Origin of the sequence: Massilia sp. LC238 (genome assembly GCF_000735635.1) — a bacterium.
Classification (GTDB): Bacteria; Pseudomonadota; Gammaproteobacteria; order Burkholderiales; family Burkholderiaceae_D; genus Telluria; species Telluria varians.
Map to the genome: position 1 here is coordinate 37,581 of NZ_JNNN01000081.1, position 24,612 is coordinate 62,192.

26 protein-coding genes are annotated in these 24,612 nt (G+C 65.6%); 7 read left to right on the forward strand and 19 right to left on the reverse strand.

Going from position 1 to position 24,612, the window contains the following annotated elements; genetic code table 11:
- Positions 1–42: 42 nt before the first annotated feature.
- Genes FG94_RS24315 through FG94_RS24380 form a run of 14 tightly spaced genes read right to left on the reverse strand, consistent with a single transcriptional unit; the run spans position 43 to position 12,026 of the window.
- A complete protein-coding gene (locus tag FG94_RS24315; protein WP_036217298.1) occupies positions 43–990 on the reverse strand; it encodes a flagellar motor protein MotB in 948 nt (315 codons plus the stop codon).
- 2 nt (positions 991–992) lie between these two features.
- Complete coding sequence (motA, locus tag FG94_RS24320) at positions 993–1,904, reverse strand: flagellar motor stator protein MotA (RefSeq protein ID WP_027866941.1); 912 nt, start codon at positions 1,902–1,904, stop codon at positions 993–995.
- A 37-nt stretch (positions 1,905–1,941) separates the two neighbouring features.
- The gene (locus FG94_RS24325) at positions 1,942–2,682 is read right to left on the reverse strand and encodes a FliA/WhiG family RNA polymerase sigma factor (protein WP_036217097.1); all 741 of its coding nucleotides are present in this window, start codon (positions 2,680–2,682) and stop codon (positions 1,942–1,944) included.
- Between the two features lie 21 nt (positions 2,683–2,703).
- On the reverse strand, positions 2,704–3,174 hold the full coding sequence (locus FG94_RS24330) for a flagellar basal body-associated FliL family protein (protein ID WP_036217100.1): 471 nt from the start codon (positions 3,172–3,174) through the stop codon (positions 2,704–2,706).
- A 22-nt stretch (positions 3,175–3,196) separates the two neighbouring features.
- Positions 3,197–4,339, reverse strand: a complete 1,143-nt coding sequence (locus tag FG94_RS26295) for a flagellar hook-length control protein FliK (protein ID WP_152571104.1) — start codon at positions 4,337–4,339, stop codon at positions 3,197–3,199.
- Between the two features lie 8 nt (positions 4,340–4,347).
- On the reverse strand, positions 4,348–4,665 hold the full coding sequence (locus FG94_RS24340; protein ID WP_036217103.1) for a hypothetical protein: 318 nt from the start codon (positions 4,663–4,665) through the stop codon (positions 4,348–4,350).
- Complete coding sequence (fliS, locus tag FG94_RS24345; protein ID WP_036217106.1) at positions 4,658–5,047, reverse strand: flagellar export chaperone FliS; 390 nt, start codon at positions 5,045–5,047, stop codon at positions 4,658–4,660. Before fliS ends, FG94_RS24340 begins: the two co-directional genes overlap by 8 nt.
- 13 nt (positions 5,048–5,060) lie before the next feature.
- Positions 5,061–6,422: a flagellar filament capping protein FliD gene (fliD, locus tag FG94_RS24350; RefSeq protein WP_036217109.1), complete on the reverse strand. Its 1,362-nt coding sequence runs from the start codon at positions 6,420–6,422 to the stop codon at positions 5,061–5,063.
- 16 nt (positions 6,423–6,438) lie between these two features.
- Complete coding sequence (locus FG94_RS24355; RefSeq protein ID WP_036217112.1) at positions 6,439–6,885, reverse strand: flagellar export protein FliJ; 447 nt, start codon at positions 6,883–6,885, stop codon at positions 6,439–6,441.
- Positions 6,882–8,198 carry a flagellar protein export ATPase FliI gene (gene fliI, locus FG94_RS24360; protein WP_036217115.1) on the reverse strand — a complete coding sequence of 439 codons (1,317 nt, stop codon included), beginning with the start codon at positions 8,196–8,198 and terminating at the stop codon, positions 6,882–6,884. Before fliI ends, FG94_RS24355 begins: the two co-directional genes overlap by 4 nt.
- Complete coding sequence (gene fliH, locus FG94_RS24365; RefSeq protein WP_036217118.1) at positions 8,195–8,878, reverse strand: flagellar assembly protein FliH; 684 nt, start codon at positions 8,876–8,878, stop codon at positions 8,195–8,197. The genes fliI and fliH overlap by 4 nt, the downstream gene beginning before the upstream one ends.
- Positions 8,875–9,897 carry a FliG C-terminal domain-containing protein gene (locus tag FG94_RS24370; RefSeq protein WP_036217121.1) on the reverse strand — a complete coding sequence of 341 codons (1,023 nt, stop codon included), beginning with the start codon at positions 9,895–9,897 and terminating at the stop codon, positions 8,875–8,877. Before FG94_RS24370 ends, fliH begins: the two co-directional genes overlap by 4 nt.
- Positions 9,881–11,653, reverse strand: a complete 1,773-nt coding sequence (fliF, locus tag FG94_RS24375) for a flagellar basal-body MS-ring/collar protein FliF (protein WP_036217124.1) — start codon at positions 11,651–11,653, stop codon at positions 9,881–9,883. Before fliF ends, FG94_RS24370 begins: the two co-directional genes overlap by 17 nt.
- A gap of 25 nt (positions 11,654–11,678) precedes the next feature.
- Positions 11,679–12,026 carry a flagellar hook-basal body complex protein FliE gene (locus FG94_RS24380; protein ID WP_036217127.1) on the reverse strand — a complete coding sequence of 116 codons (348 nt, stop codon included), beginning with the start codon at positions 12,024–12,026 and terminating at the stop codon, positions 11,679–11,681.
- 333 nt (positions 12,027–12,359) lie between these two features.
- Between FG94_RS24380 and FG94_RS24385 the strand changes: the two genes are divergently transcribed.
- From FG94_RS24385 to FG94_RS24415, 7 genes are read left to right on the forward strand one after another with little or no spacing between them, the layout of a single operon-like run.
- Complete coding sequence (locus FG94_RS24385) at positions 12,360–13,265, forward strand: FliM/FliN family flagellar motor C-terminal domain-containing protein (RefSeq protein ID WP_229446058.1); 906 nt, start codon at positions 12,360–12,362, stop codon at positions 13,263–13,265.
- Positions 13,266–13,622 carry a FliM/FliN family flagellar motor switch protein gene (locus FG94_RS24390; RefSeq protein ID WP_027866953.1) on the forward strand — a complete coding sequence of 119 codons (357 nt, stop codon included), beginning with the start codon at positions 13,266–13,268 and terminating at the stop codon, positions 13,620–13,622.
- Positions 13,619–14,404 carry a flagellar type III secretion system pore protein FliP gene (gene fliP, locus FG94_RS24395; RefSeq protein WP_036217129.1) on the forward strand — a complete coding sequence of 262 codons (786 nt, stop codon included), beginning with the start codon at positions 13,619–13,621 and terminating at the stop codon, positions 14,402–14,404. Before FG94_RS24390 ends, fliP begins: the two co-directional genes overlap by 4 nt.
- A gap of 31 nt (positions 14,405–14,435) precedes the next feature.
- On the forward strand, positions 14,436–14,705 hold the full coding sequence (fliQ, locus tag FG94_RS24400) for a flagellar biosynthesis protein FliQ (RefSeq protein WP_027866955.1): 270 nt from the start codon (positions 14,436–14,438) through the stop codon (positions 14,703–14,705).
- An 18-nt stretch (positions 14,706–14,723) separates the two neighbouring features.
- Positions 14,724–15,509, forward strand: a complete 786-nt coding sequence (gene fliR, locus FG94_RS24405) for a flagellar biosynthetic protein FliR (RefSeq protein ID WP_036217131.1) — start codon at positions 14,724–14,726, stop codon at positions 15,507–15,509.
- The gene (gene flhB, locus FG94_RS24410; RefSeq protein WP_036217133.1) at positions 15,499–16,638 is read left to right on the forward strand and encodes a flagellar type III secretion system protein FlhB; all 1,140 of its coding nucleotides are present in this window, start codon (positions 15,499–15,501) and stop codon (positions 16,636–16,638) included. Before fliR ends, flhB begins: the two co-directional genes overlap by 11 nt.
- On the forward strand, positions 16,635–18,728 hold the full coding sequence (locus tag FG94_RS24415) for a flagellar biosynthesis protein FlhA (protein ID WP_036217136.1): 2,094 nt from the start codon (positions 16,635–16,637) through the stop codon (positions 18,726–18,728). The genes flhB and FG94_RS24415 overlap by 4 nt, the downstream gene beginning before the upstream one ends.
- 59 nt (positions 18,729–18,787) lie before the next feature.
- Here FG94_RS24415 and FG94_RS24420 read toward each other — a convergent pair whose 3' ends face one another.
- The 5 genes from FG94_RS24420 to FG94_RS24440 all read right to left on the reverse strand — a co-directional run bounded on the left by FG94_RS24420 (position 18,788) and on the right by FG94_RS24440 (position 24,196).
- A complete protein-coding gene (locus FG94_RS24420; RefSeq protein ID WP_036217138.1) occupies positions 18,788–19,645 on the reverse strand; it encodes a hypothetical protein in 858 nt (285 codons plus the stop codon).
- 81 nt (positions 19,646–19,726) lie between these two features.
- Complete coding sequence (locus FG94_RS24425) at positions 19,727–20,626, reverse strand: flagellin (protein ID WP_036217141.1); 900 nt, start codon at positions 20,624–20,626, stop codon at positions 19,727–19,729.
- A 192-nt stretch (positions 20,627–20,818) separates the two neighbouring features.
- Entirely contained in the window at positions 20,819–21,769 is a 951-nt protein-coding gene (locus FG94_RS24430; protein ID WP_036217144.1) for a flagellin, read from the reverse strand.
- Positions 21,770–21,966: 197 nt separating this feature from the next.
- Positions 21,967–23,121, reverse strand: coding sequence for a flagellin (locus tag FG94_RS24435; protein WP_036217147.1), 1,155 nt, complete (start codon positions 23,119–23,121; stop codon positions 21,967–21,969).
- Between the two features lie 157 nt (positions 23,122–23,278).
- The gene (locus FG94_RS24440) at positions 23,279–24,196 is read right to left on the reverse strand and encodes a flagellin (RefSeq protein ID WP_036217148.1); all 918 of its coding nucleotides are present in this window, start codon (positions 24,194–24,196) and stop codon (positions 23,279–23,281) included.
- Positions 24,197–24,612: the final 416 nt, after the last annotated feature.

Consider the following 24,612-nt stretch of genomic DNA (forward strand, 5'->3'; position numbering starts at 1 on the left):
CGGGGTCCTCGGGTTTTCGATTGTATGCTCATGTGCTGGCCCTCATTTCGGCAACTGGCCGCGCAGCTTTTCCAGGGCTGCCGCGTCGGGCATCTCGATCGACGCTTCCTTCCCCAACGGCATGGTGGCGCCGGGCTTGCCGAACATGCTGGACACCAGGCGCGATTGCGTGCTGGTCAGGATCAGCAGTTCGATGCGGCGGTTCACGCCCGCCAGCGGCTTCTCGGCGTCGATCGGGCCGCGGTCGGCCATGCCGACCACCTGCAGCACGCTCGCGCTGCGCATGCCGCCTTCCAACAGTTCGGCGCGGGCCGACAGCGCGCGGTCGGTCGACAGCGCCCAGTTCGAGTAGCCGCCCTTGTCCGGGCCGGCGAAACGCGAAGAGTCGGTGTGGCCGACGATCAGCATCTGGTTTTCCATCTGCGCGAACAGCGGGCCCATCTTGCGCAAGAGCTTGACGAAGCGGCCGGTGGGCAGGGCGCTGCCGCGCATGAACATGCCCTGGTTGTCGGTATCGTGCAGCATCACGCGCAGGCCGTAGGGCGTCACCACGGCGTCGAGGTTGGCGGCGAGGCCGGCTTCCCGGCTCATCTCGCCCAGCGCCTTCGACAGGGCCGCCAGTTCGGACGGCGACTCGTAGGCCACGCGCGGCTGGCTCGGCGCGCCCGGGTCATTGCTGCCCTTGCCGCCGGCGGTCGGCAGCTGGAAGCGCTCGATCATGCTGCCGCTCGGCTCGGCCGCGATGGCCGGCTTGTGGCCCATGCCCTCGAGCATACCGCTGTCGGTGGCGTCGCGCACGATTTTCTTGAGGTTCTGTTGCTCCCGCGAGGCAATCAGCCACAAGACGAGGAAGAGTGCCATCAAGGCCAGGCAGAAGTCGGCAAAGGCGACCTTCCAGGCGCCGCCGTGCTCGTCGTGGGCATGCTTGCCGCCACCGCGCTTGACGATGGTGGCTTCGTGCTTGTCGTTTTTGGAAGAAGGACCGGCCACGATCAACCCGCCATGCGATCGGTGCCGCGGCGCCGCTTGTTCTGCGACTCATCCTCGCCGCCCATGGCATTGATCCACTGTTCGAGCTGGGCAAAGCTGGGCTTGGTATTTAATTGAATCAGGCGGCGGCCGGCGTCGATCGCCAGCAGGGCCGGCTTGCCGGCCACGTGGGTGCACAGCACTACCTTCACGGTCTCCATGGTCGAGGCTTCCGAATTGACCGACTGCTTCATCAGGTTGGCCATCGGCTCGAGCAGGCCGTAGCAGGCGAAGATGCCGATGAAGGTGCCGACCATCGCCGCGCCGATCTTCTCGGCGATCTCACCTGAATCGGCGCCGCCCGACACCGAGAACATCGCCATCACGATGCCCAGCACCGCCGCCAGGATGCCGAAGCCCGGCATCGCTTCCGCAATCTTCTGCAGCGACTTGGCCGGTTGGGTCAGTTCTTCATGGATGGCTTCGAGTTCCTGTTCCAGCACGCCTTCCAGTTCGTGGGCGTTGATCTTGCCCATGGCCATCAGGCGGAAGTTGTCGACGATGAAAGCCAGCAGCTTCGGCTCTTCCAGGATGCGCGGATAGCGCTGGAACAGCGGGCTTTCCGACGGCGCCTCGACGTGGGCATCGAGCGCCTTCAGGCCGCCGGCGGCGGTCTGCAGCAGTTCGTACATCAGCAGCAGCAGCTGGCGCTGGAATTCCGAATCGTGCTTCTTGCGCGCCGCAACCTTCTTGAGCTGGTGCGCCATCTCGCCCAGCACGTGCTTCGGATTGCCGAGCACCAGCGCGCCGAACGCGGCGCCGCCGATGATCAGGAGTTCGATCGGATGGAAGATCGAAGCGAAGGTACCGCCCATCAGGGTGAATCCCCCGAACACCGCGCCGAGCACGATCGCTAAACCGAGTAGTTGCTGCATGGCTTGCTGCCTTTCTTGTTACTTAGTGTTTGGTTGGTCAGGCGCGCTGCAGCGCGGCCTTCATCTTGGCCAGGGCGCTCTTGTTGAGCTGGCAGACGCGCGCGTCCGACAGGTCGAGCACGGCGGCGATTTCCTTGTAGCTCAGTTCGAACTCGTAGATCATCTGGATCACGCGCTGTTCTTTTTCGTTCAGGCTGCCCAGCACCTGTTCCAGGCTGCGGCGTACCAAGTAGGCTTCTTCCGGGCTGGGCGCGCTATGCGCAGGGTCAAGCGCTTCCTGCAGCACCTCGTCGAAGCTGAGCATCTCTTCGGCGCAGTCGTCCAGCACGTGCTGGCGGAATTCTTCCAGTGTCACGCCCAGGGCGGCGGCGGCTTCCTTTTCAAGCGGCTCGCGGCCGAGCTTGCGGGTGAGGGCGCGCAGTTCGTCGCGCACGCGGTGGCTGTCCTGGCGCACCGCGCGCGGACGCCAGTCCTGGCGGCGCAGCTCGTCGAGGATGGCGCCGCGCACACGCAGGCTGGCGTAGCTGCCGAAGCCCACGTCCGGGGTGCCGTAGCGGCGCAGCGCTTCCAGCAGGCCCATCAGGCCGATCTGCTCCATGTCCTCGCGCGAGACCGTGCCCGACACCTGCGAATTGAGCTGGCGTACGATGCGCTTGACCAGCGGCGCATAGGCCAGCAGGTGGCGCTGCTCCTCGCCCGGCGTCATCCCGGCGTTGGCGGGCGCCTCGCCATACAGCGAAGCGCCATTGGTATCGGCATAGTCGGCTAGATAGGCCACGATGTCCCCGCTGGTCGTGTTTTATTCAATGATCAGCTTGCCGATCATGACTTCGGAAAACGGCTTCTCGTGGTTTTCCTTTTCATAATTGGCGTTGAAGGTCTGGTTCAGCAGGGCGGCGTACTGGTCCACGGTCATGGCGTTGGCTTCGGCCAGCGTGTGGGTGGACAGCGAGGACACCACGATGCTGCGCAGCAGCGGCAGGTGTTCCTTGGCCTCCTTCTCCTGCTCGGCGGTGGTGGCCAGCACCAGGTCGACCGACAGGTAGTGGGCCGCCGCCTCGCCCGGGGCGCGGCGCAGCATCACGATCACCTTGTCGAGGGTGACGTACTTGGTCGGCTTCTTTTCCGGTGCTTTCTTCGGGGCCTCGGCCGCGGCGCCCGCCTTGCCGGACTGGGCAGGGGCCAGGTACCACATCGCACCGCCGGCGGCGCCGGCGGCGAGGATGGCGACACCGAAGAAGGCGGCGATCAGTTTGGCTTTGCTGTTCATGGCTCAGTGGGTAATAGGAGACTCAAGCGCGTCCGCCGAGGGAGAACGCGGTGGTGGATTGGTTGGCTTCGGCCAGGGCCGCGCCGGGGGCGCGCTCGTCCTGGTCCTGGCCCTGCTGGCGGCCGCGGCCCTGCGCATCCGCGCCGAAGCCCGCGCCCGGTTGCGCCGCGGCCTGCGCGCGCGGCGCCTGGCTCACGTTGACCGAGACGTCGGTGTACTGGCGCCCGGCCAGGTCGTTGCGCAGGTTGTCGCTCACGGTATTCAGTTGGCGCAGCACCTCGCCATGGGTGGCGGTGATGTTCACTTCCAGGCTGCCACCGGCATGGCGGATCGAGATCTCGACCCGGCCCAGCATGGGCGGATCGAGGCGGATCACGGCCTGCTCGGCGTTCTTGCCGAGCTGGAGGTTCAGGCGGTCACCCAGCGCTTCCTGCAGGCTCTGGCGCCATGCGGTCGGCGGGCCGGACAGGCTCAGGGTAGCGCCGTCGCGCGGCGCGGCGGCCGGGGCGCTAGGGGCGGCGACGCCGAAACCGGTGCTGCCGGCGGCGCTGCCTCCGCTTGCCGCCTGGCCGTCGGCGCCGGCGGCGTCGATTGCCGGTGCGGCCGCCGCTGGGGCCGCAGGCGCCGCCACAGCCGGCTGGGCCGGCTGCGGCGCGGCGCCGGCGCGCGCCATGACGGCTTCGTGCACCAGGGCCGGCTGCGGGCTGGCGGGCGCCGCATTTGCGGGCGGCAGCGCGGCCACACCGGCGTTGGCGGCTGCGGCAGCAGGGGCCGGTGCGGCGTCCAGCGGGCGCTCCTGGCGCCCCGGCACGCCGGCCATCAGGCGCATTGCGGCGGGCAGGGCGGCCGGCATCGCCATCATCGACGGCATCAGCGGCGTGCTCATGGCAGCCAGCAGCGGCTGGGCGTCGGCCTCGGTGGCTTCTTCCTGCGCTTCAGGGGCGGGAACGGTCTCGCCCGGCACGGCGGCGGCCAGTTCCGGCTGCGCCATAGCCTCCGCCGGCGCCTCCACCTGCATGAACTGCAGGAAGTCAAGCGGCGCCTGTGCGCCGGACTGCGCGGCAGCCAGCGCCGGGTCGAGCGGCAGGGCGTCGGCCGGGGCCGCGCCGTTGACGGCGGCGCTGTTGGCGGTGTCGGCGGAGACCGGCAGGGAAGCGCTATTCATGGTGATGTTCATCGTTGGGTGCTACCGGTGTCGTTGTCGTCTGCGAGGGCATAGGCCATCCAGCCTTCCTTGTTGGCGAGCATCTCGTCCATGCGTGCCTGCAGCTGGGCGCTGGCGGCGGCGACCGCCTGGGCTGCCGTCGCGTGGGCGCCGCGCAGCTGCTCGAGGGCTGCGCGCTCGGCATCGGTCCAGGGACGGCCGCCAGCCAGCGCCCGCAGCCGCGGGGCGAGCTCGCCGACGGCGCGGCCCAGCAGCGCCCAGTCGGCGCGCGCGCCGGCGTCGAGCAGGACCTTGCCAAGCTCATCGATGGCGCGCGTCCTATCCATTGCGCTCCTGGACGCCTTTCCAGCCCTGGCGAATGGTGCTCAGGATGCGCACCACTTCGTCGACCATGCCCGGGTCCATCTTGATGCCGGCGCCATGCAGGTGGGTGACGCAGAATTCGTAGATGCGCGCCAGGTTGCCGACGGTCTCGCCGCCCTGTTCGAAGTCGAGGGAGCTCGACAGGCCGTTGATGATCTCGACGCACTTGTCGATGCTGGCCGCCTTGGCTTCGAAGCGCTTGGCGACGATGTGGGCGCGGGTGCGCGCCAGCTCTTCCAGAAGGCCATCAGTGAGCAGAAGGACCAGTTCGATCGGCGAGGCGCGCGAAGTCTGCGCGTCGAGGTTGACGGCGTGGTAGTCGCCGTAGGCTTCTTGGTAGGACATAGGGTGATCTCGTCTAGTCTTTGTCGCTGCTGAACATGGCCTCGAACATCGAGCTGTTGCTCGACATCTGGCCCTGCAGAGCCTGGAGTTGGGTGAATTGGATCAGGTAGCGCTTGTATGCATCGTCGTATTGCTTGTCCAGCATCGCTTGACGCAAAACCGTATCCGCCTGTACTTTCGAGACGGCTTCCTGGCGGGTCTTGATCTGGCCCTTGACGGAGCTGGTCCAACTCGTGAGGTAGGTATCGAGTTTCCCGGCCAGGCCGGTCGGGGTGGTTCCGGCCGTGCTGCCGATCAGGGTATCCAGACCGGTCGGGTTCGCTGCCAGGGCTTTGCCCAGCCGGGTGGTGTCGACCGACAGGGTCCCCTGGCGATTTGCGGTGATGCCGTAAGAGGCAAGACTGGCGCCGCCGGTCGGACGTACCAGGCTCACGAGCCGATCGCGGAGGGCGGCGACGCCGCTGTCACCAGAAAAGGCGCCCCCGGCCACGCCCTTGGACGGGTCGCCAGGCGCCACCAGCGCGTCGATGGTGCTCTTGAGCTTGTTGTAGGCATCGACGAAAGCCTGCACGTTGGCATTAGTGGCGCTGCTATCGGCGCCAACCGTCAGGGTGACAGGGGAGGTCGTCGTTTTCGCGAAGGTCACGGTGACGCCGTCGATGCCGTTGAAGGTATTGGTCGGCTGCGTGACCAGCGTGCCGGTCGCCGAGCCGATACGGATCATTGCATCCTGCGCGGGCACCAGCGACTTGGCCTTGCTGCTGTGCAGGGGCGAGGTCGCGTCGGTGCCGGCGCCGTGCGTGACCGTGATGGCATTCGCGCTGCCCGTGTTCTTCGCGGTCAGGACCAGTTCGTACTTGCCGGCGGCGGTGCTGATGACGGAGGCCGTGACCAGCGACTTGTTGTCGGCCGAGGCGTTGATGGCCGCGGCGATCTCGCGCGGGCTCAGGGCGCCGCCATCGGTGTTCGCGGCTGTCGTATCGATGTTGATCGAGGCGGCGCCCACCTTCACGACCAGGGAGCCGGACACCCCGCTGGCTTCGTCCAGCGAATACGAGACCTGGTGTGCGGTCGCCAGCTTCTCGACGTAGAACGAATAGGTGCCGGCCGCTGCCGTCGACTTGGCCGTCGCGCTGCCCACGCCCGTGTCGCTGAAGGCCGCGGACTGGGCGAACATGGTCTTGTTCGTGCCGGTCAGGCTTGCCAGCGCCGTCTGGAAGCTGCTGAGCGCCGACCTGAGGGTGCTCAAGCCCTTTTCGGTGGCGCTGGCGCGTTCGGACTTAGCCGTCAGGGTCTGCTGCTGGCTGAAGACGTACTTCTCCGCCAGCGCGGCGGCCGTGCTGGCCGGATCGTAGGTTGGGCTGCTGATTGCCATGTTGTTCTCCTTTAGTTCAGGCGGCCGAGGCCGTCCGGCCCGCCATCCACGACTGGGTGGCGATATCGTCTTCACGCTTGCGCACGGCACGTTCCTGCTCGCGCGCATGCAGCACTTGTTCCTGTTCCAGCACCTTGCCCAGCAGTTCGCGCTTGGTCCAGGCATCGGCCAGCTTGCGCTGGGACACCGCCATGTTCGCTTCGTGCAGGGCCAGGTCGGTGCGATGCAGGTCGGCCATCGCCATCACGTTCTGCTTGTAGGCGCCGCAGTTCAGCGCCAGCGCCAGGGGCAGTGCTCCGGTCGCGCCGCTGCCTTCGGTGAGCGCATCGAGGCGCGCCAGGTTGTTCTGGTAGCGCGTGCGGGTGGCTTCCTGGCTGGCCAGGTCGGCCTGCAGGCGGTCCACGTCGAGCGAGCGCAGTTCCACCAGGGTGCCGAGGCTGGCGATCGTGTGGGTGCGCTTCATGCCATCATCGCTTTCAATTGTTCGACGCACCCGCCCATCGGCGCCTCTTCACGCGTGCCCTGGCACAGGAAGGCTTCGATGTGCGGATGCAGGCGCACCGCCTTGTCGGTCTCCGGATCGGCGCCCGGTACATAGGCGCCGAGCGGGATCAGGTCGCGCACCCGGGCGTGCTTGGCCAGCGCCGCCTTGAGCTTGCGGGCGGCCAGCTGGTGCTCCTGGCCGACCACCTGCGCCATGCAGCGCGAGATCGACTGGGCGACGTCGATCGCCGGGTAGTGGCCGCGTTCGGCCAGTTCGCGCGTCAGCACGATGTGGCCGTCCAGGATCGCGCGCGCCGAATCGACCACCGGGTCCTGCTGGTCGTCGCCTTCGGCCAGCACGGTGTAGATCGCGCTCATGCTGCCTTTCGGGTTCTCGCCGTTGCCGGCCGATTCGACCAGCTGCGGCAGGTTCGAGAACACCGAGGGCGGATAGCCGCGCGTGGCCGGCGGCTCGCCCAGCGACAGCGCGACTTCGCGCAGCGCCATCGCGTAGCGGGTCAGCGAATCGCACAGCAGCAGCACGTTCTGGCCGCGGTCGCGGAAATGGGCCGCGATCGAGTGGCACAGTTCGGTGGCCATCACGCGCATCAGCGGCGACTCGTCGGCCGGAGCGACGACCAGGACCGCGCGCTTCAGGCCGTCGGGGCCGAGCGACTTTTCGACGAATTCGCGCACCTCGCGGTTGCGCTCGCCGATCAGGCCGACCACGATCACGTCGGCCACGGTCTGGCGCGTGATCAGGCCGAGCAGCACCGATTTGCCCACGCCGGAACCGGCCATCAGGCCGACGCGCTGGCCCTTGCCGATCGTGAGCATCGCATTGATCGCACGTACGCCGACGTCCAGCGGTTCGTCCACCGGGGCCTTGCGCAAGGGATTGACCTTGGGCGGGGTCGTGGACAGGGGCTGGTCGCCGCCGAGTTTGCCCAGGCCGTCGATCGGCTCGCCCATGCCATTGACCATGCGGCCCATCCAGGATGGGCCGATCATCAGCTCGCTTTTCTCCTGCACCGGCAGCACGCGTGCGCCGGTCGCCAGGCCGGATGCCTTCTTGAAGGGCATCAGGTAGCTGATCTTTTCCTTGAAGCCGACCACCTGCGCGTCCATCCAGCCGCCGTCGACGGTCTCGATGCGGCAGCGCTGGCCGGTGTGCAGGGGGCAGCCCACCGATTCCAGCAGCAGGCCCTGGGCGCCCACCAGGCGCCCTAGCGGCGTGGCGACCGGCACCCCACCGAGTTCGACCGCGCGCAGGCGTGCCGCGAGCGCCGTCATTCGGCGTCCTCCTCGTCCAGCAGCTGCTCGCGCACCTGGTCCATCACGGCCGTCAGGCGGCCCTGGCAGCCGGCGTCGACTTCATTGTCGCCGGAGCGCACCCGGCATTCGCCCGGCTCGAGGGCCGGGTCGGGCAGCAGGGTCCACTTCTTGGCGCGCTTCGGGTCGAGCTCGAGCACGCGGCGCAGTTCTTCCGGATTCAGGAACACCTCGACCGCGTCGCGCGAAGGCGGCATCACGCTCAGGGCTTCTTCCACCAGGGCGAGCAGCTGCACCGGCTGCAGCGCCAGTTCGGCGCGGATCACCTGGCGCGCGATCTTGCCGACCAGGTCCACCACTTCCTTGCGCTGGGCGGCGCGCATGTCGGTCTTCAGCTTCTTCAGGCCTTTCAGCATGGCGTCGATCGGCTTGGACAGCTCATCGAACTGGGCCAGCGCCATGGCGCGGCCTTCCTCGACGCCGCGCTGCAGGCCTTCGCTTTGTCCCACCGGGAAGCCGTCGGCGCGGCCCTGGTCCAGGCCGGCCTCGTAGCCTTCGCGCTGGCCCTGGCGGTAGCCATCGGACAGCGCGGCCTGCCATTCTTCGGCCGAGCCGATGCCGTCGCCCGCAGCCGTGCCCTTGGGCAGGGCGCTGGTGAGCTGGTACAGGGGCGGGAAGTGATAGGGCCGGAATTGCTTCATTCGGCGGTCGCCTCGGCAAACAGGGCGATGTCGATCTCGCCGGCGTCGGCCAGGTCCTTGACGGTGGCCATGATCTCGCGGCGGGTCTGCTCGATGCGCGACATCGGCACCGGGCCGGAACGGCGCATCAGGTCTTCGAAGCTCTGGGCCTGGCGCTTCGGCATCGCGCCCAGGATCGCATCGCGCAGTTGCGGCTCGGCGCCCTTGAGCGCGATCGCCCACTGCTCCAGCGGCACTTCGTCGAGCAGGCGGGTGATGACCTGTTCGGTCTGGCGCGACAGGATGAAGAAGTCGTACATCGACATCTCGATCTGCGACACGACCTCCGGATCGTGGGCGCGCAGCAGCTCCACCATGCCGGCGCGGTTGTCCTGCAGGCGGTTGAGGATCTCGGCGACCTGGCGCACGCCTTCCACGCTGGCGCTTTGCGTATCCAGCGCTGCCAGGCAGCGGTTCACCAGTTCTTCCAGTTCGTGCAGCACGTCGCGCTCGATCTCGTCGAGGCGGGCCATGTTCAGCAGCACCATCTCGCGACCGTCGGCCGGCAGCGCTTCGAGGATCTGCGAGGCCATGGCGGGCGGCAGGAAGGCCAGGAACACGGCCTGCATCTGCACGTGCTCGCTCGAGATGAATTCGGCCAGCCACTTGGGCGAGGCGTACTGCAGGCGCGCCATCATCGGGCGGATCTCGTCGCCGTAAATGGTGTTCAGGACGCTGTTGGCGATGTCGCTCCCCAAAGCCAGGTCGAGCGAGCGCTTCAGGTAGCTGCGCGAGGCGGCGTGCAAACCGCTTTGCTCGCGGTAGTCGTCGAAGAAATTCTGGACCGCGGTCTTGACCGAGTCGACCTTGATGCCGCTCATGCGCGACATCACCTGGGTCAGCTCCAGCAGTTCTTCGCGCTCGAGGCAGCGCAGCACCGCGGCGGCGCCTTCTTCGCCGATCGAGAGCAGCACGATGGCGGCCTGCTCGACCGGGGTCAGGACGGCTTCGCCGCCATCGAGGTTATTCAGTTCGGCCATGTTTTTTCTGTACCCATTGTTTGACGACTTCGGCAACGCGCTCAGGCTCCTTGCCGGCGAGGACCTTCAGATGGTCGACCATCACGTCGACGGCCGAACCGGCCGGCGGGAGGTCGTAGTTTTCGAGCAGCGGGACCACCGGCATCTTGCCCGGGGCGGCGGCGTCTGCGACGGCGGCCGCACCGGCCAGGGCCGGGGCGCCCAGGGCGGCAGGCGTGCCTGCCGGCAGGGCGGCGATGGCGCCGTCGGCGCTCGCGGCAGCGCCACCCGGCGCACCCGGCAGGCTTGGTGCGGCAGGCATCAGCGGCGCTTGCGGCGCCAGGCGCGCGGTCGCGGCGCGCAGCAGCGGGCGGGCCAGCAGGAGGTAGGCGAGCAGTGCTCCCAACGCATACAGGCCGTAATTGGTCATGTCGACCACGTTGTCGCGTTCCTGCCACCATTCCTGGGCCGGGGCAGCGGCCGGGAAGCTCAGGCTGGAGACGGTCAGCACGTCGCCGCGCGCGGCGTCGATGCCCAGGCCGCCCTTCAGGATCTTCTCGATGTTCGCCAGCTCGGCCGTGGTGTAGCCGACTTTCGGGTTGGCGGCACTGGCATTGTTCAGCACCACCGCCACCGACAGCTTCTTCAGGCGGCCGCGCGAGCGCTTGATCTGGGTGATCGCGCGGTCATAGGCGTACTGGCGGGTGGTGGCGTTCTTGCGCGCGCTGCCGTCGTCGGGCTTGGCGGCGGCATCCGGGGCCTGGCCGTCGGCCGGGCCGTCGGCCGGGGCGGCGTTCGGGTCGGCCACCGGCGGACGGTTCGACAGGGTGCCCGGCACGCCCAGCGCCATGCGGTTGCGCTCCATCTCTTCGCGCATCGCTTCGCTGGTGACCTTCGGGGCTTCGCCGTACTTTTCCTGGGTCTCTTCGATCTTGTCGTTGTCGACGTCGGCGGTGACGCTCATCTTGAAGTTGTTCGCGCCCAGCACCGGCGCCAGCAGTTCGTTGACGTTGCTGCGCACCTCGTCGGTGTAGCGCTTGGCCGCGCTGTTGTCGCCCTGGCCCTGGGCCTGGCCGTCGTAGCCGTCGCTCAGGTCGACGCGCGAGGACAGGTAGTTGCCGGCCTGGTCGACCAGCGACACGCGCGCCGGGTTCAGGTTGGCGACGCTGCTCGACACCATGTTGACGATGGCGGCGATCTGCTCGTTCGACAGCGAGCGGCCCGGCTTGACCGCGACCACCACCGAGGCCGAAGACTGGTCGCTCGCGCCGGCCACGAAGGAGCTCGACTTGGCGATCGCCAGGTGCACGCGCGCCGAGGCGATCGCGTCGATGGTCAGGATGCTCTGCGCCAGTTCGCCCTCGAGGCCGCGGCGGAAGCGCACGTCCTGCACGAACTGCGACACGCCGAGCGGGTCGTTGCGGTCCATCAGCTCGAGGCCGGCCGGCAGCTGGGCGGTTACGCCCTTGGCGGCCAGCAGCATGCGCACCTTGCCCAGCTCGCCGGACGGCACCATCACCTGGCCGCTCTCCGGGTGGATGCGGTAGGGGATGGCTTCGGCTTCGAGCACGCTCATCATGTCGCTGGCGGCGACCTTTTCGCGGGCGCCGAACACCGGCTTGTAGTTGGACTGGTCCTGCCACAGGAACAGCATGACCGCGGCCGTGATGGCCACGGCCAGGCCGAGCAGCAGGCTGAGGTTGTTGCGCAGCGCCGGCGGCATGTCGGGCAGCGTCGGCTTCTTGCCGCCAAAGGCGGCCTTGAGGGTCGAAATCACGAGAGTCTCTGGAATAGGGGAGAGGTCAGACCGGCAGCTTGATCAGTTCGTCCACGGCGCCCATGACCTTGTTGCGAACTTGCATGAGCATCGAGAAGGACAGGCTGGCCTGCTGGCTGGCCAGCATGGCGCCGACCAGGTCGTCGCTCTTGCCGGCGTCGACGGCGGCCATGCGTTCGCCGGCGGCGCGGTCTTCCGCGTCCACGCTTGCGATCGCATCCTTCATTGATTGCGTAAAGGAAAATGCGCCTTGCGAATTGTTAAATGTGGTGCCGGTTGACAGGTCGGCGGCCGGAACGACGGCCAGACGCTTGGCTTCATTTGTCAGGGCAGCAAGGTCAGCTTTGATCAGACCGACAAGTTCAGTTCCCATTCTCAATCCAGTACGAAAAAAGAGGTGTTGCGCGTGTTGTGCGGAGGCGACAAAGTGTGTCTTGTTTTGTCGTCAGAAAACCCGTCGAAGAGCATGCTTTGTTAAATCAGTGTCTACGAACGGCCGTTTTGTTCTTGACCCTTTTGTTGGGGCTCTCCTCTGTATGTGCAGGGAAAAGGGCCGTTTGTTGCGATGCGATGGGAGAGATATTACCGTAGGGCAAGTGGGAAATCAAAGGCGAATGTCAAAGTCTTTGGCGTACATCTCCATGTATAATAGTTTCCCTGCGGAATGAAAAAAAGATATTCGCCGTTTCCTAGTGACCAATAAACAATGCCGATGAATCCACTCGACCGATCGCGCAAGGACGGGGCCGACCGTTCCGGGAAGTACCAGGGTAGTTACCAGGTACTCGATCCCAGCCTGCTGGGACGCCCGGTGCACCTGCTGCCGAAGTTCGCGCGCCGTTTCGCCGATGCCCTGGCCACGACGATGGCGGGGCCCGGCGGGCGCCGCTACTGGGGCAGCTGGCGGCTGGCGAACCTGGCCTTCGAGCGTGCTCCCGACCAGGACGGCCTGCGCTGGCTGGCGGTGGCCGGTCCCCTGGGCACCGCCGCGGTCGCCTTCGAGCGCAGCCTGCTGCTGGATTTGCTGGAAGGCCGCTACGGCCGCAAGAACGCGGCGCCGAGCGCGCCGCGCGACGCCAGCCTGGAGCGCGTGACCGCGACCGAGGAGCGCCTGGCCGCGACCCTCACCGCGCAGTTGGCCGAACAGCTGCATGCGCGCGTGGCCGAAGGACTGGCGGCGGTCGGCGTGGACGTGCCGGGCGCCGACGCCGCGGTGGTGGAAGTGCCGAGCCCCGCGAGCGCGCCGGGCAAGGCCGGCTGGGTCATCCGCATCACCCTGGCGCAGGGCGAGCAGCAGAGCCACTGCTGGATCGGCCTGGACCAGGAACTGATGGCCCATGTGCTGCAGGGCCTGAAGGAAGAGCGCAGCAGCGTGCGCACCGCGCGCGCCGGCAACGACGGCCTGTCCTCCGGCCTGTTCGTGAAGCTCGAAGGACGCCTTGTCAGCAAGGAAACCACATTGGGCGCGCTGTTCGAACTGAAGGTGGGCGACGTCATTCCGGTGTCGGTCGGACGCGCCGACGTGCTGCTGGACGAATCGCGCCTGTTCACGGCCGCCGTGGCCGAGCACAAAGGAAAACTCTGTTTAACCTCTTTTGAAGATGCCGAGTAAATGGACATGAACCTGAACGATCAACTCACTGGCGACGTGATCATCGACGACCTCGAGGGTGTCGAGGCCGCTACCGCCGTCGCGGGCAAGAACGCGGCGCGCCAGCTGCCGCAGATGATGCGCCGGATCCCGGTGACCCTGACGCTGGAAGTGGGCTCGGCCCGCATCTCGCTGCAGGAACTGATGGCGATCGGCCCGTCCTCGGTGGTGCCGCTCGATGCCCTGGCCGGCGAGCCGCTGGTCATCAAGGTCAACGGCGCGCCGATCGGCCGCGCCGAAGTCGTCGTCGCCGGCGAGCAGTACGGCCTGAAGGTCATCGACCTCGACGGCCTGAACCTGGACGCCCTGACGTCATGATGTTGGCAGTCCGCGGCGCATCCAGGCGCCGCGCCGCGCTGGCGCTTGCCGGCGCGCTGGCCTTGCCGCTGCTGCTGGTCGCGCTGCCTGCCGACGCCCAGCAGCAGGGGCCGAGCATCCTGCCCGGGGTGATCCCCGGCTCGACCCAGGGGATGACGGTCAAGTCGCAGATCCTGGTCCTGATGACCCTGCTCGGGCTGCTGCCCGTGATGGTCATGATGATGACCAGCTTCACCCGTTTCGTGATCGTGCTGTCGCTGCTGCGCCAGGCCCTCGGCCTGCAGCAGGGCCTGCCGAACCGGATCATCACCGGCATCGCGCTGATCCTGACCCTCTTGGTGATGCGTCCAGTCGGCGAAGCCGTGTGGAAGGACGCCTTCCTGCCCTATGACCGCGACCAGATCGGCCTGGAGCAGGCCCTCAAGATCGCCGAGGTGCCGGTGACGCGCTTCATGCTGGCCCAGACCAGCAAGACCGCGCTGGCCCAGGTCGCGCACCTGGCGGGCGAGCCGGCCAGCCTGGCGCCCGAGCAGCGCAGCTTCACCGTCAAGCTGGCGGCCTTCGTGCTGTCCGAACTGAAGACCGCGTTCCAGATCGGGGCGATGCTGTTCATCCCCTTCCTGATCATCGACCTGGTGGTGTCCTCGGTGCTGATGGCGATGGGCATGATGATGCTGTCTCCCCTGGTGATTTCGCTGCCTTTCAAGCTGCTGCTGTTCGTGCTGGTGGATGGCTGGACCCTGACCGTGAACACGCTGGTCGGCAGTATCCATGGTTATTAGCTATAAGCGACCGAACGAGAGACATTATTAAATGAGTCCTGATATCGCTGTCGACCTGGTGGCCGAGGCCCTGCAGGTCGTGATGCTGCTGGTGCTGGTGCTGGTGGTGCCGGGCCTGGTGATGGGCCTGATCGTGGCGCTGTTCCAGGCCGCGACCCAGATCAACGAGCAGACCCTGAGCTTCCTGCCGCGCCTCCTGGTGACGCTGGCGGCGGTGATCCTGGCCGGCCACTGGATGACCTCGACGCTGATGGATTACTGCGTCTCGGTGTTCCAGCGCGCGGCCACGCTCGCGTCCTGACGGGAACAAGAAAAACAGATGGAGCTGGTCGGCTTCCTGCTGCCGCTGATGAACGCCCTGTGGTGGCCGTTCGCCCGCATCATGGCCATGATGGCGACCGCCCCGGTGCTGGGCGAGGGCGCGGTGTCGGTGCCGGTGCGCGCGCTGCTGGCGGTGGCCCTGTCCTTCATGATGCTGCCGGTGACGACCCAGAGCGCCGGCGCGCTGCCGGATCCGTTCTCGCTGGCCGGAGTGGTGACGATGTTCGAGCAGGCCGTGATCGGCGGCGTGATCGGGCTGGCGATGCAGTTCGCGATGGCCGTCATCGGGATGCTGGGCTTCCTGGCCTCGAGCCAGATCGGCTTCTCGATGGCCCAGATGAATGACCCGATGAACGGCCAGGCCTCGGACGTGGTCTCTAGCCTCTTGTCGCTGCTGGCGATCCTGGTGTTCTTCGGGATCGACGGCCACCTGGTGCTGATGGGTGTGGTGGGCCAGAGCTTCAAGGCCTGGCCGGTCGGCGCCGGCTACGGGCCGCTGCTGCTGGAGGCGGTGGCGCTGAACCTGGCCTGGGTGTTTTCGGCGGCGATGCTGCTGGCGCTGCCGATCGTGTTTTCGACCATGGTGGTGCAGATCGGTTTCGGTTTCCTGAACCGGGTGTCGCCGAGCCTGAACCTGTTCTCGCTGGGCTTTTCGCTGGTGACGATCTTTGGCCTGTTGATGCTGGTGCAGGTGGTGCGTTTCATCCCTGAGCACTACGTCGCGATGACCAACCAGATCCTGGAGATGCTGCAGGAGCAGATGAAGGTGGCGCATGGCCGATAACGGTACCGGTGGCGACAAGACCGAAAAGCCCTCAGCGCAGAAACTGAAGAAGGCGCGCCAGGAGGGCCAGGTGGTCCGCTCGAAGGACCTGGCGACCGCGGTCGGCATCCTGGTGAGCCTGAAGCTGTTCGCCATGCTGCTGCCGGGCTACATGGAATCCTTCCGCGCGCTGTTCCGGCTGGTCTTCGTGCCGCTGGGCGAAGCCGGGGCGATCGAGAACGCGATGTCGGTGGTGTTCACCAGCGCCCTGATGCTGCTGCTGAAGATGGTGTTGCCGCTGCTGGCTATTCCCGCCGCGATCATTGTCGCCGGCGTGATCCCGGGCGGCCTGGTCGCATCGAGCAAGAACATGGCGCCGAAGTTCAGCCGCCTGAGCCCCATCACGAACATCGGCAACCTGTTCTCGCAAAAGCACTGGATCGGCTTTGCGACCTCGACCGCCAAGGCGATCGTGCTGGGTTTCGTGCTGTGGCACGTGAGCACGTCCGGCACCAAGGCCTACGTCGAGCTGCAGCGCATGCCGCTGTCCGACGCGCTGCTCGGCGGCGCCGACCTGATGCTGGGCGGCCTGATGGCGCTGGTGGCGGTGTTCGTGGTGTTCGCGCTGATCGACGTGCCGGTGCAGGCCTTCCTGTTCACCAAAAACCAGCGCATGAGCAAGCAGGAACTGAAGGAAGAACACAAGAGCAACGAGGGCAAGCCCGAGGTGAAGCAGCGCATCCGCCAGCTGCAGCACCAGCTGGCCCAGCGTAGCGTGCGAAAGAGCGTGCCGACCGCCGACGTGGTGATCGTCAACCCGGAGCACTACGCGGTGGCCCTGAAGTACGACACCGACCGCGCCGAGGCGCCGTTCGTGGTGGCCAAGGGCGTGGACGAGATGGCGCTGTACATCAAGCGCATCGCGCGCGAGCACGACATCGAAACCCTGTCGCTGCCGCCGCTGGCGCGCGCGATCTACAACACCAGCCAGGTGCAGCAGCAGATCCCTGCGCAGCTGTACGGGGCGGTGTCGCAGGTATTGAACTACGTCCTGCAACTGAATGCGTTCCGTGCAGGCCGGCGCCAGGCGCCCCCACGGTTCCCCAACGAGGTGGTGGTCCCATCTCATTTGAGTGAGGTTTCTGCATGAATTCCATTAACGGCTTCGTCTCGGAGCTGAAGCGCCAGAAGTTCGCCGGCCCGATCTTCCTGATCGCGCTGCTGGCGATGATCATGCTGCCGCTGCCGCCGGTGCTGCTGGACGTGCTGTTCACGTTCAACATCGTGCTGGCGCTGATCGTGATCCTGGTGTCGGTGACGGCCAAGCGGCCGCTCGACTTCTCGGTGTTCCCGACCGTGATCCTGGGCACCACCCTGATGCGCCTGGCGCTGAACGTGGCCTCGACCCGCGTGGTGCTGCTCAACGGCCACACCGGCCCGCATGCGGCCGGTAACGTGATCGAGGCCTTCGCCAACGTCGTCATCGGCGGTAACTTCGTGGTCGGCCTGGTGGTGTTCGTGATCCTGATGATCATCAACTTCATCGTCGTCACCAAGGGCGCCGAAAGGATCTCGGAAGTGTCGGCGCGCTTCACCCTGGACGCGCTGCCCGGCAAGCAGATGGCGATCGACGCCGACCTGAACGCGGGCCTGATCAACCAGGAAAAAGCGACCCAGCGGCGCAAGGACGTGGCGGCCGAAGCCGACTTCTACGGCGCCATGGACGGCGCCTCGAAGTTCGTGCGCGGCGACGCGATCGCCTCGATCCTGATCCTGATCATCAACCTGGTGGGCGGTATCGCCATCGGCGCCCTGATGCACGACCTGCCGCTGGGCGAAGCCGCCAAGGTGTATGCGCTGCTCACCATCGGTGACGGCCTGGTGGCGCAGATTCCGGCGCTGCTGCTGTCGGCGGCGGCGGCGATCCTGGTGACCCGCATCGGCGAATCCGGCGACCTCGAAAAGCAGGTGAGCGGCCAGATGCTGGCCCAGCCGGCGGTGCTGTTCTCGGTGGCGGGCGTGATGATCGTGCTCGGCCTGGTGCCGGGCATGCCGATGTTTACCTTCTTCACCTTTGCGGCGGTGGTGGGCTTCGTCGGCTGGAAGCTGACCAGGCGCGTGCAGGCGCCGGACAATCCAGGGGTGGCCGCGATCGAGGCCGCGCTGCGCGACGAGCGCGCGCCGGAGCTCGACTGGCAGGCGCTGCCGGTGGTGCAGCCGGTGACGGTGGCGGTGGGCTACAAGCTGGTCGGCATGATCGACAAGGCCCAGGGCGAGCCGCTCACCAAGCGCATCAAGGGCCTGCGCCAGAGCCTGTCGGAGCAGATGGGCATGGTGTTACCAAGCATCGGCGTGCGCGACGACCTGGCGCTGCGCCCCTCGCAGTATGCGATCAGCCTGTCGGGCGTCGTGGTGGCCGAAGCGGAGGTGATGCCCGAGCACCTGATGGCGATCTCGTCGCCCAACGTGTACGGCGAGATCGACGGCATCCCCGGCATCGAGCCGGCCTACGGCATGGCGATCACCTGGATCACGCCCGAGCAGAAGGCCGATGCGCTGGGCCTGGGCTACCAGGTGGTCGAGGTGGCGAGCGCGATCGCCACCCATACCTCGAAAGTGGTGCGCGAGTACCTGCACGAACTGTTCCGCCACGAGGACGTGCCGGCGATCCTGGAGCGCCTGCAGGCGCTGTCGCCGAAGCTGGCCGGGGCACTGGAAAAGGCGCTCACCCACACCCAGCTGCTGCGCGTGTTCCGCGTGCTGCTTGCCGAAGGCGTGTCCTTGAAGGACATCGTGGTGATCGCCACCACGCTACTGGACAGCTCGGAGAGCACCAAGGATCCTATCCTGCTGGCGGCCGAGGTGCGCTGCGCGCTGCGGCGCCAGATCGTGTCCGGCCTGTTCGGCAAGAAGAAGGATATGCCGGCGTTTAACCTGTCGGCCGAATTGGAAAACATGCTGCTCGGTTCCCTGAACCAGGCGCGCCAGAACAATGGCGGCAAGGTAGCGCTGGACAACTACCCGATCGACCCGCAGCTGCTGTCCCAGCTGCAGATCAACATGCCGGTGGCGCGCGAGCAGATGAAGCAGCAGCGTACGCCGCCGCTGCTGCTGGTGCTGCCGCAGGTGCGCCCGCTGCTGGCGCGCTACGCCAAGCTGTTCGCGCCGGGGCTGCACGTGCTGTCGTATAACGAGATTCCCGAGAACCGGGACGTGTCCATCGTCGGTACCGTCGGCTGATCCGCCAAGGAAGTTGGTGAAATATTATTTCATCAATAGCGTGCTGCTGAAATAATATTTCAGCCTTCGCGCGCCTGCGTCTCCGCCGCGTCGAGGCGCGGCAGCACCAGGGCCAGTTCGGCCACCGCGCGGAACACGGGCAACGTGAGCACCTGCACCACGTCGCTCGACGCCATCCGTGCATGCACCGGTGCCAGCGGCAGGCTGTCGCGGTAGCGCCAGCGCTGCACCTGCAGGCCGGCGCGCGCGATCGCGTCTTCCAGTTCCGGCTGCAGCTTGCGCAGCCGCGTCAAGGCCGCCGCATCGGGGGCGCACAGTTCCACCGCCAGTCCGCCGGGGATCGCCTCCACCTGCAGCACGACCGCGGTGCCATCGGCCAGTTCCAGTTCGAGCCGCAGCGCGGCCCGGCTGCGCTTGCGCCGGCCGGACGCGCCGTCGGGTTGCTCCTGCAGCACCCCCAGGTGCTGGTCCTTGGCGCCGCCCGCGTGCACGGTGAAGCGCCAGGCGTCCTGCAGCAGCAGCGGATGGTCCGCCTGGCGCAGCACGCGTCCCTCCTGGCTGGCCGCCAGCACCGCCGGCGGCAGCTGGCCCGCCTGGTTGCGCAGCTCGCGATCGGTCATCTGCTTGCCGTACTGGCGCACCATGGCCTGCCAGGACGTGGCCAGTGTGCGGCCGTCGACCGCCTGGAAATGCATCTGGCGCGCCAGGAAGACCTGGTCGGGGCGCATGGCCAGGCCTTCCGGCCCCGGCTCGCCCTGCGCGGCAGGGGCGGGCGCGAGCAGCTGGGACATCGGCAGGGGCGGCTCGCCGCCGTCGAAAGGCGCCAGCGCGACGGGCGCGGCCGCGGCCACCGCGCCGACGCCCAGCGGCGTTGCCGTGGGCGGCAGGAGAGGGACGATGGACGGGATGCTGGACATGAGGATCTACCTATGAAAAAAAGGCCAGCCTTTGCGGGCCGGCCTTTCGATACTACCCCGAACTGTGCCCGGGAGCGAGGATTACTGCAGCAGCGACATGACCATCGAGGACATGCTGTTCGACTGCTTCAGCATGGCGGTGCCGGCTTGCATCAGCATCTGGTTGGAGGTCATCTTTGCGCTTTCGCTTGCAAAATCGACGTCCATGATGCGGCCGGTGGCGTTGGCGGTGTTGGTGCTGATATTCGACAGGTTGTTGTAGACGTGGTTCAGGCGGTTCGCCGCCGCGCCCAGCGACGAGCGCACGGTTGCGACGGCGTCGATCGCGTCGGAGACGTTCTTGATCGAGCCGTTGGCGAGCGTTGCGGTCGACAGGGCGGTGCCGGTGCCCGTACCGGCAGTGCCGAGAGAGCTGAACAGATGGACTGTGTTGACCGAACCAAGTTTGGTATGCATGTCGGTGAGAGGCTTGCCCGCGGCGCCGGCGATGTCGAGGTCCATGGTTTCGCCGGACGACGCACCGATCTGGAACTTGACTGCCGCGTTGAGCTTGCTGTCCGTTTTCGTGCTCAGCAGCGAGGTGCCGCCGAACGAGGTATTGCCGACGATGTTGCTCAGTTCATCGGTCAGGGCGTCATATTCCGACTGCATTGCGGTTCGGTCGGTATCCGACGAGGAGCCGTCGGCGGCCTGGGTGGCCAGATCCTTCATGCGGGTCAGGATGTTGGTGACTTCGTCGAGTGCGCCTTCGGCGGTCTGCAGCATCGAGATCGAATTCTGGGTATTGCGCATGGCCACGCTCATGCCGCTGGTCTGGGCTTTCAGGCGGGTAGCGATCTGCAGGCCGGCTGCATCGTCCATGGCCGAGTTGATACGGAAGCCAGTGGACAGACGGGTCATCGAGGTCGACAGCGACGACTGGGTGCGCGACAGCGAATTCTGGGCTGACAATGCGGCGTTGTTGGTGTGAAGACTCAGCATGGTGAACTCCTGGTTGTAAGGAAGATTGTCGCGCAGTCCGCTGTGACACGTCTATTCTATGCGCTCACCAATACAAGGCGACCTACCAGAGTCTGACGTTAAGTGCTGTAAGAAAATTTTTTAAAGGTGTAAACGACAAAGCCAGCCCGCAGGCTGGCGTTGGATGCGTCTGACAGACGTTTCAGACGTAGATTACTGCAGAAGCGACATGACCATCGACGACATGCTGTTCGACTGCTTCAGCATGGCGGTACCTGCCTGCATCAGCATCTGACTGGAGGTCATCTTCGCGCTTTCGGTGGCGAAGTCGACGTCCATGATGCGGCCGGTGGCGTTGGCGGTATTGGTACTGATATTGGCCAGGTTGTTGTGCACGTGGTCGAGGCGGTTTGCGGCGGCACCCAGCGAGGAGCGCAGGGTGCTGACGCTTTCAATTGCGGTCTTCAGGCGATCGATACTGCCGTTCGCATTGGATGCGCCAGTTGCTAGACCGGTTGCTTCGCTGGCGATCGTCGCCACCAGTTCTTTGCCGCCTTCGCCGCCTTTCGACCAAACAGCGGGGGCACCGGCAGCGTCGACTGTAATCGAGCCGCCATTGAATTTGCCTGCCGCAGCATAAATATTTTTGTGCATGGTGTTGAGCTCGGTGCGCAGATCGAGGGACATCTTCTCACCGGTGCTGGCGCCGATCTGGAAACTAACCGCGTCCTTCAGTTTGCCGGTCGAGTTGTTCAACAGTTCGGTTCCGCCGAAGGTCGTATTCTTGACGATATTAGTCAGCTCATCGGTCAGCGAGGTGTACTCGGCCTGCATGGCGGTGCGGTCGGCGTCCGAGGACGAACCGTCGGCAGCCTGGGTGGCGAGATCCTTCATGCGGGTCAGGATGTTGGTGACTTCGTCGAGCGCGCCTTCGGCGGTCTGCAGCATCGAGATCGAATTCTGGGTATTGCGCATGGCTACGCTCATGCCGCTGGTCTGGGCTTTCAGGCGGGTAGCGATCTGCAAGCCTGCAGCGTCGTCCATGGCCGAGTTGATGCGGAAACCGGTCGACAGGCGGGTCATCGAGGTCGACAGCGACGACTGGGTGCGCGACAGCGAATTCTGGGCCGAGAGGGCGGCGTTGTTGGTGTGAAGGCTCAGCATGTGAACTCCTTGTTATACGAAAAGGTCGGTCGCGCAGCCTGGTGGGATACATGTTTTCCGCGCGCTCACCAGTACAAGGCGACCCGGGCAGTTCGAACATTAAGTGCCATGTGGAAATTTTTGGCCCGAGCGTAAACGACAAAGCCAGCCCGGAGGCTGGCTTATTCCAATGCGCCGCGTGGCGCGTCGAACGATGATTACTGCAGCAGCGACATGACCATCGAGGACATGCTGTTCGACTGCTTCAGCATGGCAGTGCCCGCCTGCATCAGCATCTGGTTCGAGGTCATCTTCGCGCTTTCGGTGGCGAAGTCGACGTCCATGATGCGGCCGGTGGCGTTGGCAGTGTTGGTGCTGATATTGGCCAGATTGTTGTGCACGTGGTCGAGGCGGTTGGCGGCGGCGCCGATGCCCGAGCGTACGGAGCTGACTTCTTCGATGGCGGTCTTGAGATTGTCGATCATCGTCGACGCATTCTTGGTCAATTCGGTGCCGGTAAAGGAGATAGCCGCGCCAAACGAGTTGTAATTGCCGCTGACAGTCCGAAGCGCAGCATGGAGCGAAGTCATGTCGGTCGAAAGATCGAGCGACATGGATTCTCCGGACGAGGCGCCGATCTGGAAACTGATTGCTGCCGAGAGCGATCCATTCTTGACTGCCGCAGCCGCGGAGGCGGCGGAGGCGGCCGAGTAGGCGGCCGTCGCCCCCTTCAGGTTATCCGCCTCGGTCTTGGCTTGGAGTGCAAGATCAAAGGCGGCCTTTTTCGCGTCCGTGTTGGCTTTCAGGAGAGCGTCGGTCGGGTCCGCATCCGACAGGGCTTTGGCGGCATCGTAGTCGCTTTTCGCACTCGTATGCGCGCTGTCGGTAGCAGTCGTGGCACTGGCTGCATTGCTGGCAGCGGTAGCGGCGTCGGCGGGTTCCGTTCCTGTCGCCTTCCTGTTCATCAGTTTGGCGCCGCCAAACGAAGTATTGCCCATGATATTGCTCAGTTCGCTCGCCAGCGAATCGTATTCCGACTGCATCGCACCTTTGTCGGCAGCGCTGGAAGAGCCGTCGGCAGACTGAGTTGCCAGGTCCTTCATGCGCACCAGGATGTTGGTGACTTCGTCGAGCGCGCCTTCGGCGGTCTGCAGCATCGAGATCGAATTCTGGGTGTTGCGCATGGCCACGGCCATGCCGCTGGTCTGGGCTTTCAGGCGAGTGGCGATCTGCAGGCCGGCGGCGTCGTCCATGGCCGAGTTTATGCGGAAGCCCGTCGACAGGCGGGTCATCGAGGTCGACAGCGTGGACTGGGTGCGCGACAGCGAATTCTGGGCCGACAGGGCGGCGTTGTTGGTGTGGAGGCTCAGCATGGTATTTCCCGGATATTTACGTGTCTCGTGTCGCGCCCCTTGCGCTTATAAGTACAAGACGACCCTCAGGCGCGTTCCATTAAGAAAGACACGAAATTTATTTCAATATAGAAATGGCCAGTATGAAACTGGCCATGGTCCTAGTATGGAGCTGTGCTTATTGCAGCAGCGACATGACCATCGAGGACATGCTGTTCGACTGCTTCAGCATGGCGGTGCCTGCCTGCATCAACATCTGGTTCGAGGTCATCGTCGCGCTTTCGGTAGCGAAGTCGACGTCCATGATGCGGCCGGTGGCGTTCTTGGTGTTGGTGCTGATGTTGGCCAGGTTGTTGTGCACGTGGTCGAGGCGGTTGGCGGCGGCGCCGATGGCCGAACGAACGGTGCTGACGCTTTCGATCGCGGTCTTGAGCCTGTCGATGGTGGCGTTGGCCCTGGAGGCGCCAAGGCCGTCATTTGCAGCCAGTTCGGTGATCTCCTTGCCTTTGTCGGCCGCACTGCCGATCGCCGTGCCGCCATCGAAGCCGAGAGCGGCAAGCTGGATATTGGTGTGCATGGTGGTGACACTGGTGCCGATGTTCAGCGTCATCTTTTCGTCCTTGGACGCGCCGATCTGGAAGTCGATCGAGGCGGCGAACTTGCCCAGCGCGCCAGTGGTGTTGTTCAGCAGGCCAGTGCCGCCGAAGCTGGTATTCTTGACGATGTTGCTCAGCTCGTCGGTCAGCGAAGTGAACTCGGCCTGCATCGCGGTACGGTCAGCCGTCGACGACGATCCATCGGCCGACTGGGTCGCCAGATCCTTCATGCGGGTCAGGATGTTGGTGACTTCGTCGAGCGCGCCTTCGGCGGTCTGCATCATCGAAATCGAATTCTGGGTGTTGCGCATGGCCACGCTCATGCCGCTGGACTGGGCTTTCAGGCGGGTAGCGATCTGCAGGCCGGCTGCATCGTCCATGGCCGAGTTGATGCGAAAGCCCGTCGACAGGCGCGTCATCGAGGTCGACAGCGTGCTCTGGGTGCGCGACAGCGAATTCTGTGCCGACAGGGCGGCGTTGTTGGTGTGAAGGCTCAGCATGGTTAACTCCTAGGGGGGTGATCGGGCGATTTGCCCTCACAAGCTCAAGGCGACCGCGATCGAGCAGCGATTAAGTTCCATGAGGAAATATTTTGCATGTGAGCACTCTGTCATGAAATAGTTGCGTCTGCACTGGCAAGCCTGAAGCCGTTATCATTGCGGGCTTGATCCTTTCCCTGGCTTGCACAAGTGACGACTGCTCCGACTTCTCCTGTTCCTCCCCGCCGCCTATCCGTCGCCCCTATGATGGACTGGACCGAATTAAGTGGGGATTGCCCCACGTTTTTCTGAATTATCGACGTCTGTGCCAATTTTGTGCCAAGCCCCGGTCTGGGCAAACTCGGTCGTGCCAATATCTGAGCCAAGTGACAGCTGCTTAATAGCGCCTACCAAACCACTCGGCATACCTGGATAGA

Bases quoted from the DNA above. Each gene is read 5' to 3' on its own strand.
- motA (WP_027866941.1), bottom strand. From the start codon at position 1,904: ATGCAGCAACTACTCGGTTTAGCGATCGTGCTCGGCGCGGTGTTCGGG.
- FG94_RS24330 (WP_036217100.1), bottom strand. From the start codon at position 3,174: ATGAACAGCAAAGCCAAACTGATCGCCGCCTTCTTCGGTGTCGCCATC.
- FG94_RS26295 (WP_152571104.1), bottom strand. From the start codon at position 4,339: ATGAATAGCGCTTCCCTGCCGGTCTCCGCCGACACCGCCAACAGCGCC.
- FG94_RS24340 (WP_036217103.1), bottom strand. From the start codon at position 4,665: ATGGATAGGACGCGCGCCATCGATGAGCTTGGCAAGGTCCTGCTCGAC.
- fliS (WP_036217106.1), bottom strand. From the start codon at position 5,047: ATGTCCTACCAAGAAGCCTACGGCGACTACCACGCCGTCAACCTCGAC.
- fliD (WP_036217109.1), bottom strand. From the start codon at position 6,422: ATGGCAATCAGCAGCCCAACCTACGATCCGGCCAGCACGGCCGCCGCG.
- FG94_RS24355 (WP_036217112.1), bottom strand. From the start codon at position 6,885: ATGAAGCGCACCCACACGATCGCCAGCCTCGGCACCCTGGTGGAACTG.
- fliI (WP_036217115.1), bottom strand. From the start codon at position 8,198: ATGACGGCGCTCGCGGCACGCCTGCGCGCGGTCGAACTCGGTGGGGTG.
- fliH (WP_036217118.1), bottom strand. From the start codon at position 8,878: ATGAAGCAATTCCGGCCCTATCACTTCCCGCCCCTGTACCAGCTCACC.
- FG94_RS24370 (WP_036217121.1), bottom strand. From the start codon at position 9,897: ATGGCCGAACTGAATAACCTCGATGGCGGCGAAGCCGTCCTGACCCCG.
- FG94_RS24380 (WP_036217127.1), bottom strand. From the start codon at position 12,026: ATGGGAACTGAACTTGTCGGTCTGATCAAAGCTGACCTTGCTGCCCTG.
- FG94_RS24385 (WP_229446058.1), top strand. From the start codon at position 12,360: ATGCCGATGAATCCACTCGACCGATCGCGCAAGGACGGGGCCGACCGT.
- FG94_RS24390 (WP_027866953.1), top strand. From the start codon at position 13,266: ATGGACATGAACCTGAACGATCAACTCACTGGCGACGTGATCATCGAC.
- fliP (WP_036217129.1), top strand. From the start codon at position 13,619: ATGATGTTGGCAGTCCGCGGCGCATCCAGGCGCCGCGCCGCGCTGGCG.
- fliQ (WP_027866955.1), top strand. From the start codon at position 14,436: ATGAGTCCTGATATCGCTGTCGACCTGGTGGCCGAGGCCCTGCAGGTC.
- fliR (WP_036217131.1), top strand. From the start codon at position 14,724: ATGGAGCTGGTCGGCTTCCTGCTGCCGCTGATGAACGCCCTGTGGTGG.
- flhB (WP_036217133.1), top strand. From the start codon at position 15,499: ATGGCCGATAACGGTACCGGTGGCGACAAGACCGAAAAGCCCTCAGCG.
- FG94_RS24415 (WP_036217136.1), top strand. From the start codon at position 16,635: ATGAATTCCATTAACGGCTTCGTCTCGGAGCTGAAGCGCCAGAAGTTC.
- FG94_RS24420 (WP_036217138.1), bottom strand. From the start codon at position 19,645: ATGTCCAGCATCCCGTCCATCGTCCCTCTCCTGCCGCCCACGGCAACG.
- FG94_RS24425 (WP_036217141.1), bottom strand. From the start codon at position 20,626: ATGCTGAGTCTTCACACCAACAACGCCGCATTGTCAGCCCAGAATTCG.
- FG94_RS24430 (WP_036217144.1), bottom strand. From the start codon at position 21,769: ATGCTGAGCCTTCACACCAACAACGCCGCCCTCTCGGCCCAGAATTCG.
- FG94_RS24435 (WP_036217147.1), bottom strand. From the start codon at position 23,121: ATGCTGAGCCTCCACACCAACAACGCCGCCCTGTCGGCCCAGAATTCG.
- FG94_RS24440 (WP_036217148.1), bottom strand. From the start codon at position 24,196: ATGCTGAGCCTTCACACCAACAACGCCGCCCTGTCGGCACAGAATTCG.